Annotated in this window: 1 rRNA gene; it reads left to right on the forward strand. The window is 49.9% G+C overall.

The features are described from left to right. Positions 1–25: 25 nt before the first annotated feature. A 23S ribosomal RNA gene (locus tag AC4NPH_RS30970) occupies positions 26–917 on the forward strand; the annotation flags it as partial.

A 917-nucleotide genomic window follows, 5' to 3' on the forward strand; every position in this document is an offset into this window, starting at 1 on the left:
TATGTTGTACCATTTATTCGCTAATGGTTAAGTTAGAAAGGGCGCACGGTGAATGCCTTGGCACTAGGAGCCGATGAAGGACGGGACTAACACCGATATGCTTCGGGGAGCTGTAAGTGAGCTTTGATCCGGAGATTTCCGAATGGGGAAACCCACTGTTCGTAATGGAACAGTATCTTTATCTGAATACATAGGATATTGAAGGCAGACCCGGGGAACTGAAACATCTAAGTACCCGGAGGAAGAGAAAGCAAATGCGATTTCCTGAGTAGCGGCGAGCGAAACGGAATTAGCCCAAACCAAGAGGCTTGCCTCTTGGGGTTGTAGGACACTCTATACGGAGTTACAAAGGAACGAAGTAAATGAAGCGACCTGGAAAGGTCCGTCGAAGAAGGTAACAACCCTGTAGTTGAAACTTCGTTCCCTCTTGAGTGGATCCTGAGTACGGCGGAACACGTGAAATTCCGTCGGAAGCTGGGAGGACCATCTCCCAAGGCTAAATACTACCTAGTGACCGATAGTGAACCAGTACCGTGAGGGAAAGGTGAAAAGCACCCCGGAAGGGGAGTGAAAGAGATCCTGAAACCGTGTGCCTACAAGTAGTCAGAGCCCGTTAACGGGTGATGGCGTGCCTTTTGTAGAATGAACCGGCGAGTTACGATCCCATGCAAGGTTAAGCTGATAAGGCGGAGCCGTAGCGAAAGCGAGTCTGAATAGGGCGTTTAGTATGTGGTTGTAGACCCGAAACCAGGTGATCTACCCATGTCCAGGGTGAAGTTCAGGTAACACTGAATGGAGGCCCGAACCCACGCACGTTGAAAAGTGCGGGGATGAGGTGTGGGTAGCGGAGAAATTCCAATCGAACCTGGAGATAGCTGGTTCTCTCCGAAATAGCTTTAGGGCTAGCCTCATGTTGT

It is taken from the genome of Priestia sp. MDV22-iso46 (genome assembly GCF_058629175.1).